This window comes from Micrococcus sp. HMSC067E09, assembly GCF_001812555.1.
In the GTDB taxonomy this organism is placed as follows: Bacteria; Actinomycetota; Actinomycetes; order Actinomycetales; family Micrococcaceae; genus Micrococcus; species Micrococcus lylae.
This window is the reverse complement of record NZ_KV809419.1, coordinates 1-485: the sequence shown is the minus strand read 5'-3', so window position 1 is coordinate 485 and position 485 is coordinate 1. Positions and strand designations below refer to the sequence as shown.

Sequence of the window (485 nt, the reverse complement as noted above, 5' to 3'; positions counted from 1 at the left end):
ACTAGCTTGCCGGGTGGTGGAGCCAGATGACTGGTGCCACCGCTGTGGTTCTCAGGGCACCCCTCGGGACACCGTGATCCGCCGGCTGGCGCACGAGCCGCTGGGCTGGAGGCCCACGACTCTGCACGTCACGGTTCGGCGCTACCGGTGCGCCGACTGCGCCCACGTCTGGCGCCAGGACACCACCGCCGCGGCAGAACCCAAGGCCAAGCTCTCCCGCCGTGCCTTGCGCTGGGCCCTGGAAGCTCTGGTCGTGCAGCACCTGACCGTCGCGCGGGTCGCCGAGGCGTTGGACGTGCGGTGGAACACCGCCAACGACGCCGTGCTGGCCGAGGGCCAGCGGCTGCTCATCGACGACCCGGCCCGGTTCGACGGGGTCACCGCGATCGGCGTGGATGAACACGTCTGGCGCCACACCCGGCGTGGCGACAAGTACGTCACCGTGATCATCGACCTCACGCCACTGCGCGCCGGCACCGGCCCGG

General features: G+C 71.3%; 1 pseudogene. It reads left to right on the top strand.

What is annotated here, in order from left to right:
* Positions 1–485, top strand: a pseudogene (locus tag HMPREF2863_RS03075) (transposase family protein); the annotation flags it as partial.